Annotated in this window: 6 protein-coding genes; 1 reads left to right on the top strand and 5 read right to left on the bottom strand. The window is 37.7% G+C overall.

All coding sequences use genetic code 11. The features are described from left to right. Window positions 1-192 precede the first annotated feature (192 nt). The 3 genes from ACFIO3_RS05065 to ACFIO3_RS05055 all read right to left on the bottom strand — a co-directional run bounded on the left by ACFIO3_RS05065 (window position 193) and on the right by ACFIO3_RS05055 (window position 3134). Window positions 193-642 carry a hypothetical protein gene (locus ACFIO3_RS05065; protein WP_375614746.1) on the bottom strand — a complete coding sequence of 150 codons (450 nt, stop codon included), beginning with the start codon at window positions 640-642 and terminating at the stop codon, window positions 193-195. A gap of 544 nt (window positions 643-1186) precedes the next feature. Continuing rightward, window positions 1187-1753, bottom strand: coding sequence for a 16S rRNA (guanine(966)-N(2))-methyltransferase RsmD (gene rsmD, locus ACFIO3_RS05060; protein ID WP_375607336.1), 567 nt, complete (start codon window positions 1751-1753; stop codon window positions 1187-1189). Next, a complete protein-coding gene (locus ACFIO3_RS05055; protein WP_375608060.1) occupies window positions 1734-3134 on the bottom strand; it encodes a pseudouridine synthase in 1401 nt (466 codons plus the stop codon). The genes rsmD and ACFIO3_RS05055 overlap by 20 nt, the downstream gene beginning before the upstream one ends. A gap of 269 nt (window positions 3135-3403) precedes the next feature. On the opposite strand from ACFIO3_RS05055, the gene ACFIO3_RS05050 reads away from it, so the two are divergent. Further along, a complete protein-coding gene (locus ACFIO3_RS05050; RefSeq protein ID WP_375608059.1) occupies window positions 3404-3850 on the top strand; it encodes a nucleoside deaminase in 447 nt (148 codons plus the stop codon). 647 nt (window positions 3851-4497) lie between these two features. Here the strand turns inward: ACFIO3_RS05050 and ACFIO3_RS05045 are convergent. Further along, window positions 4498-4983 carry a hypothetical protein gene (locus ACFIO3_RS05045; protein WP_375608058.1) on the bottom strand — a complete coding sequence of 162 codons (486 nt, stop codon included), beginning with the start codon at window positions 4981-4983 and terminating at the stop codon, window positions 4498-4500. A 178-nt stretch (window positions 4984-5161) separates the two neighbouring features. Beyond that, the gene (gene ileS / locus ACFIO3_RS05040) at window positions 5162-8077 is read right to left on the bottom strand and encodes an isoleucine--tRNA ligase (protein WP_375704156.1); all 2916 of its coding nucleotides are present in this window, start codon (window positions 8075-8077) and stop codon (window positions 5162-5164) included. Window positions 8078-8196 lie beyond the last annotated feature (119 nt).

The raw sequence follows: 8196 nt of genomic DNA, 5'->3' as shown, positions 1-8196 counted from the left end.
TTCAATGAATTTCATAAGATTTTTAGCGCAAAATTAATCCCGTAAGATGATTTGAATCGATTTCAACAGCTAACTAAAAAATGCTCCGTAGCTCATTGGTTTGCCGTATACTCATAACTGATTCCATTCTAATAATAAGTTACAATTTCTGCACCTTTTTTAAGGTGTTAACTTCTTTATAAACGCACACCCTTACAAGATGGTTTTGTTTTCAGTAAGAGCACGCTTACTCATTTCAATCATTGCATCGCGAAGATGTAACTTAATTTTTGATCCAATAATCATTCCAAATAAAGGAGCAAGTAAGCCAGAAATAATTACAGTATGACGAATTTTGTTATTTGAAGAACCCGATTTTGTTGAACAAATATATTCATGATTAAAACTCATACGTGTAAAAGGAAGTTTAGCATAATCAGAAAAGCAAATATTTTTTATAACTTTATCAAGTGTAAAAGTTACTGTAGGTCCTTTTTTAGGTTTCATGCGTCCTATAGCGCCTTCTTTGAAAGGACCAGAAAGTTCTACCCACTCAAGTTCACTATCCCAGCAAGGCCATGATGCCACATCTTCCCATATAGCCCAAATTTTCTCAGCACTTGCTTCTGTACTAATTTCTTCACTATATATCCATTTAAACATGATAATCTCCCCTTTTTTATAAATTACTTATCTTTAGTGATAAAAAATAATATAAAAAAGTATCCTTAAAGCTGCACAACGATAAGATACTTAATACTCTAAGATCTACTTAATATGTAATGATTAAATCAACAAGCGATACTACTAAACTAAACACACAAATATTCAGGATAAATGAACAATATTTTCAATACTAAACAAAATATCTTTTTTAAGTTTAGACAATAACAAAAAATAAAAGTTACGCATCATTAAAATATAAATGCAGACTGCATAGCTTAAAGCTTTCAACTGCTGATGAAATGTAATGATTAAGGTATAGCAGAAAGAAATTAGACAAAAAAGATCATAACTATTATCGAGGATATATATATCCTATTGGAGAAAAAACATCCTTCTGTAGTAAAGCTAATAAAACTTCATCAATTCCTTTAACATTAGAATATTTTATTTACTTTCTGCTTGACCTTTTAAAAACCATATAAAATGAAGAAAACTGTGAAAAAACATTTTTTTATCTTATCGGATAAAAACAAGAACTTTCTCAAGATGTAAGCAATCGTAATTTATAAAGACGTATTGCTGTCTCACCATAAAAACGCTCATCGTCTAGATAAAAAATATCTGGTAAATGAATAATCGTATCTTTCTTTTCTTCGAGCACGAAGAGTGTATCAGCTTTTGCCCAACCTCCTCGCAAAGCTTCTACAAAAGCACGTTCACCTAAACAACGGCTATAGGGAGGATCAGCGCAAATAACATCAAATGGAAGCATTGTTCCAATATTGCCAAGTTTGGTTGCATCACGACGCAAAATCCGTCCAATCCCTTGCAATTCAAAAGCTTCGATATTTTTTTGAAGTACTCCACGCCCCTCAACTGAATTTTCAACAAAAACAGCAGCCTTTGCTCCACGTGAAAGTGCTTCAATGCCTAAAGCCCCCGTACCAGCAAAAAGATCAAGAATGCGTTTATTGGTCCAAAATTGTTCTTCACGGCTAGAAAGAATATTAAAAAGGCTTTCACGTGTACGATCACTCGTTGGGCGAATCGACTGATTAACAGGCGAAAATAAAACACGACCAGCAAATTTACCGCCTATAATCCGCACGTGGACCTCCAAATCGCTTCGAAGTTTTTGCACCATCTCTCTGTGATTTAGATTTTTTCATAGAACCACCAAATGTTTTTACTTTTTTCTTTCTCTCAAAAGAACGCTCATCATGACCACCTTTTATCATTTTCTCTTTATCCTTTAAAAAGCGATCTTTCTTACCAAAGGGATGCGTCTCGTCATAAGATATTTTGCCACGTTTTTGAACAAAACTTTCCCTCTTCTCTTTGTGTGACGAACTTTCTTTTAGTTTTTCCTTGCCTCGATGAAAGGACTTTCTACCATCCAAATCGCTCTTATAACCATGCGATTTCTCCTCACTATAGGAAGGCTTTCTACGTGCACTTTGCGGACGTGCACCAGGAGCCATCCAAACATTAGCACGGCGAGAACGCGGTAGAAAACGCTCTACTTTTCCTTCTTCACTTTTCTCCTTTTTTACATTTTCATGAGATTTTGTACTTAATCGTGCGCGACTATGTTCAACAGAACCATCTCTTGAGCGACGTCGTATCACCCTTTCACTTGAGAAAACCCAACCATCATTTGCAACAGAAAGATCTTTCTGGCTTTTCTTTTCTGCAACAACTGCAGAATTTGAAAATGGCTTAAGAATAGGAGCATCAAAATCTGCATTGGCTTGCATAATCAAACGCTCTCCCAACTGATCTCGTAACATCCGCCCTTTTAACTCTTGCACAGCTCCTTCTTCTAAATCAGAGAGATGAAATGGACCATAAGATACACGTATTAATCGATTAACTGATAATCCCAATGCCCCTAAAACATTCTTTATTTCACGATTTTTTCCTTCTCGCAAAGCAACAGAAAGCCATATATTCGACCCTTGTTCGCGTTCAATTGATGCTTCAATTGAACCATAAAAAATACCATTAATCGCAATACCATTTTTAAGGTTATCCAGCGCACTCTGTTTTACTCTTCCATGAGCACGGACGCGATATTTGCGGACCCACCCCGTTACAGGAAGTTCTAATACACGCGCTAAGCCACCATCATTGGTTAAAAGCAAAAGCCCTTCCGTGTTAATGTCAAGCCTTCCTACAGAAAGAACACGCGGCATTCCTTTTGGTAAATTACTAAATACTGTAGGTCTACCTTCAGGATCACGGTTCGTGGTGACAAGACCTGCTGGCTTATGGTAAAGCCATAAACGCGTTCGTTCTATAGGAGGTAAAGGTTTGCCATCAACTTTAATAACATCAGAGCGGCTAACATTAAAAGCTGGCGTTTTCACGACTTTACCATTCACAGAAATACGACCTGAAACAATCATCATTTCTGCATCTCGACGCGAAGCAACACCAGCACGCGCTAATCTTTTAGCAATTCGTTCACTCTCATTATTTTCATTCATTTGCGTTTCAAACCAATCTTTGCAAGTATGTTCAGAAAATTATTCACATGCACCATACCGCTTATCCTGAAAAATGAAGTAGCATAATCATTTATCATTTTCTATCCTTTAACGACAATAATGTATCTGTTGACTTGCAAGTTTGTTTTAAACTCTTAAAAAAATAGAGGTATTCTTTTCATTATAAAAGCGTAATAAATTATTCATTCCATAGCATTCCTTATCGAGATAACCTTTAGATTTTCTATACCTTCAGTAGGAAGAATATTATGACTTTGACGCCCATGGAAATAGCCCTTTTAGAAGCGCAAGAAGCTGCAAAAAAAGATGAAGTTCCCGTAGGTGCTATCATTACACGTGGAAAAGCTATCATTGCACGCGCTGGTAACTTTATAAAATCTGCATATGACCCTACAGGACACGCAGAAATACGCGCAATCCGTATGGCTTGCAAAACATTGCAAAGCGAAAGGCTTCCTGATTGCGATCTTTATGTAACACTTGAACCTTGTGCTATGTGTGCTGCTGCTATTTCATTTGCACGCATACGACGTCTCTATTACGCAACAAATGATCCCAAAGGAGGTGCTATAGAAAATGGTCCACGTTTTTATCAGCAACCAACCTGTCATCACAAACCTGAGATTTATTCTGGTTTTAAAGAAAAAGAAGCAGCTCAATTACTTAAAGATTTTTTTGTACAAAAACGATACTAAAAATAATTCTTCTTCCATAACTTTTACTCTTTAGAAACTATCCTATTTCTTAAAAAAGATTATTCATCCTTCTGATATAGCGAAAGCTATTTTGAAGCATTTTTTTCTCTTTTAATCCTGCATATGCTTCTATAAAATGATACATTCATTCATAAGAATAATTCATTATTTTGTATATAAAATATAAAGTCCAAAATATCGTAGATATACTCTTATTTCAAATTACATTGAAGCAATAAAAATCTCTTTCTTGGCACTCATAAGTGAGGTTACTGTCTAGATAAAAAACGTTTTAGAAAAGACTAAAAATGTCTTTTATGAAAGCTCTCAAATGCAAAAATTGCCACAACATTGAAATCTGGAAAATAAAATGATGGTATAAGCTCTCTCCTTCATAAGAATAAAGCTGCTAATTTTCAATGGCTTTCACGTTATACTATCCACAAAAACAACGTTGTGAAATGGACTTAAAAGATATTTCTTGTTAAAAAAGTGACGCCGAACCACTCTCTCGGTGCTATCGCCATATTGCTATTTCATGGAAATAACAACCAGCTTGCAGCAGCATTATAACTCTGAGTGAACGAGAACTTGGCGTTATAAGTAATGAGAAGAATACTTCACATACTTTATATTTTGTCTTTTTCTTATCGACCAATAGGTGCAATTTTTGCCGGTTGGCGATAACTTAAAGGTGGTTCAGTGAGATAGCGACGGTATTTTGAACTTCCAACTTGTGCTCTCTGACGACGTAAATATTCTTGTCGTTGCTTCGCACTCAACTGTGAAGGATTTTCTGAACCAGCGCCATTAACTAATGATCGCTTGTGAGGAAAAGGAGTACTTTCCCGATGCTGCTTCGATGCTGCTATTTTATTGACAGATTTATCTTGTTGTGGCACCGGTAAAAACCTGCGTGAACTAGGACTTGGTATTATAAGCTTTGGATGGGGTTTCATAACAATCTGGCTGCTGTTATTTGTTGGTGTTAATGAAGTGATATTAGCAACATCTTCAAAAAACTGTATCGAAACTGGTTTATTGGTACCATAGGTAGGCGCATTACATCCCGTTAAAACAAAGCATATACCTAAAATTCCTATTGGAAATATTTTTACTTCACATTTTCTCACTGCTTATCCCATTTCCTAAGTATATGGCTGATTAATATTCCCGTTATTTATGAGAGAACGGTCCATATACAAATTTCCCCCCCTGCAGATAAAACAACGGAATTTTTTTCGTACCACAAAAAACTATATTCATCAATACGAGAAATATACTTGCATTTCTTTCCTTTGATCTAAAACTTTAAATCTTGCCAAGAATCCGCAATTCCCGCAAAGCAGCTGCATCACGAGCAGATACATCCGGATAAGCTGGATCACTTCCAACATCTTGTGTATAACGCCATGATCGAGCACATTTTTTTCCCAACGCTTTCTTTGGATATACACCAACACCTTCAACATCATCCAAAGTAAACGCATCGGAAGGCATTGTATCCTGCGTAATTGTGAGTGCGCTGGTAATACAGATCTCCGCCATATCCACATTTTCTAATGCCTCTCGTAAAACCAGATTGGAAATAAAAACAATAGGCGCAGCTTCCAAAGAGGATCCAATACGCTTATTAGCACGTTCAAGTTCTAAAGCACCTGTCACAACTTTACGGACCTGCCGAATTTTTTTCCAACGCTCAGCCAAAGATTGGTTTTGCCATTCTTCTGGTACAGAGCGAAATTGTTCCAAATGCACTGATTGGCTTTCTGGGTAACGCTCTAACCAAGCTTCCTCCATAGTAAAAGGCAACATTGGAGCAAGCCATGTTACCATACGCTCAAAAACCTCACGGACAACCTGCAAGGAGGCCTTGCGTTTTTTTGATGAAGGCGCATCACAATAAAGAGAATCCTTTCGGATATCAAAATAAAATGCCGATAACTCAATGATTGAAAAATCCAATAATGCACGCATAATCTTTTTAAAATCAAATTCATCGTAAGCGCGATTAATCAACTGATCAAGTTCAAAAAGCCTATGCAATATAAATTTTTCAAGATCCGGCAGTGCACCATAAGATATTTCTTCTCCATCATCATGTGCTAAAGTTCCAAGCATCCAACGAATTGCATTGCGTAGTTTACGATATGAATCCACATTTGTCTGAAGAATTTTCTTGCCTAAACGCTGATCTTCCCAATAATCTGTTGTCATCACCCAAAGACGAAAAATATCAGCTCCAGATGTTTTAATGATCTCTTGCGGAACAACCGTATTGCCTAAAGATTTAGACATTTTCTTACCATTCTCATCCAAAGTAAAACCGTGTGTGATCACTGCCTTATAAGGAGAGCAAGCACGCGTACCACAGCTTTCCAAAAGAGAAGATTGGAACCATCCACGATGTTGATCAGAGCCTTCAAAATAAACATCTGCAGGCCATTTTAAATCAGCCCGATCTTCTAATACAAAGCTATGGCTTGCTCCAGAATCAAACCAAACATCCAAAATATCATGAACCTGCATCCAAGGCTCATGCGCACGGTCACCTAAAAAACGTTCACGTGCTCCTTCAGCAAACCATGCATCTGCCCCTTCTACTTCAAAAGCCCGTAAAATACGTTCGTTCACGCTTTCATCTTTCAAAACAACACCATCCTCATTCGCAAAAATACAAATAGGAACTCCCCAAGAACGCTGACGAGAAAGAACCCAATCAGGACGATCTTCTATCATAGAGGCTAGGCGGTTTTGCCCAGAAGGTGGTATAAAACGCGTTTTTGAAACAGCATCCAAAGCCCGACTGCGTAAAGTTGAACCATCCCCAAGATCTTTATCCATTGAAATAAACCATTGCGGCGTATTACGAAAAATAACGGGTTTTTTCGAACGCCAACTATGGGGATAGGAATGTTTCAAACGACCGCGTGCAAATAATCGATCTGCTTTAATTAAAGCGTTAATGACCCCTTTATTGGCATCACCCATTTTCCCATTATCATCAATAACACGTGCTGCTCCCCCTTCACGATCCGGTCCCAAACCCGGAACATCTTTCGTATAGAAACCCGCATCATCGACAGGAAATGGTATAGATGAATCAATCCCTGCTTGCTCCAATAGAGGCTTATAAGCATTCCAAATTTCAAAGTCCTCACGCCCATGACTTGGTGCTGTATGGACAAAACCTGTACCAGCATTCTCTGTCACATGCGCCCCCTCAAGCAATACTATCTTATAATTATACCCTCCCGCCAAACCTTTGAGTGGATGAGAAAGAACAAGAGCTTTCAATTCATCAGCAGAAATAACACGCAAACGCTTCAAAACAAGTTTGGCTTTTTCTGCACAACTCATCGCTAGAGCATCTGCAAAGAGAAGCTTTTCTCCCACTTGAGGACCAAAATCATTTTCAGCACTTTCAACTTCGTAAATACCATAAGAAATCTGCGAAGAATAACTCACTGCACGATTGCTTGGGATTGTCCACGGTGTTGTTGTCCAAATGACGACATAAGCACCATATAAATCATCAGAATTTGCTTCAAAAACAGGAAACTTAACCCAAATCACCTCTGATTCATGATCATGATATTCAATCTCAGCCTCTGCCAAAGCCGTACGCTCCACAACAGACCACATCACTGGCTTGGAACCACGATAAATCTGATCTGACATAGCAAATTTTATCAATTCACTAGCAATGCGTGCTTCTGCATGAAAAGCCATTGTAGTGTAAGGCGTGTTAAAATCTCCCACAACACCAAGGCGTTTAAATTCTTCGCTTTGAACGGTTACCCAATGTTGTGCAAATTCACGGCATTCTTGACGAAACTCATTCAGAGGTACCTCGTCCTTATTTTTTCCCTGTGCTCGATATTTTTCTTCAATTTTCCATTCAATTGGAAGCCCATGGCAATCCCAACCAGGAACATAATTTGCATTAAAACCGCGCATTTGGAATGAACGAACAACCACATCCTTTAGAACTTTGTTTAAAGCATGCCCGATATGAATATGACCATTTGCATAAGGTGGACCATCATGAAGAATATAAAATGGACGATCTTTTGCTTGTTGGCGCAATTGCGCATAAAGCCCTATATTTTCCCAATGCGCCATCAATTCAAGCTCTTTTTGTGGAAGACCTGCACGCATGGGAAAATTTGTCTGTGGGAGATAAAGAGTTTTTGAATAATCTATTGTTTCATTTTTCACAGTCATTGTGAAATATTCCTGTCCACTTTTACGAGTTTACTTTTGCATAACTTCCCTGAACCCTGCAACTCTGGTTTTTATCTATAGGGAAAGCCGAGCTTATCATTCGTATTAAGCAGCGATCA

This window comes from Bartonella sp. AD328YNZD, from assembly GCF_042196425.1.
Note: the sequence above shows the minus strand (reverse complement) of the source record. Positions and strands in the feature narration are given on the sequence as shown.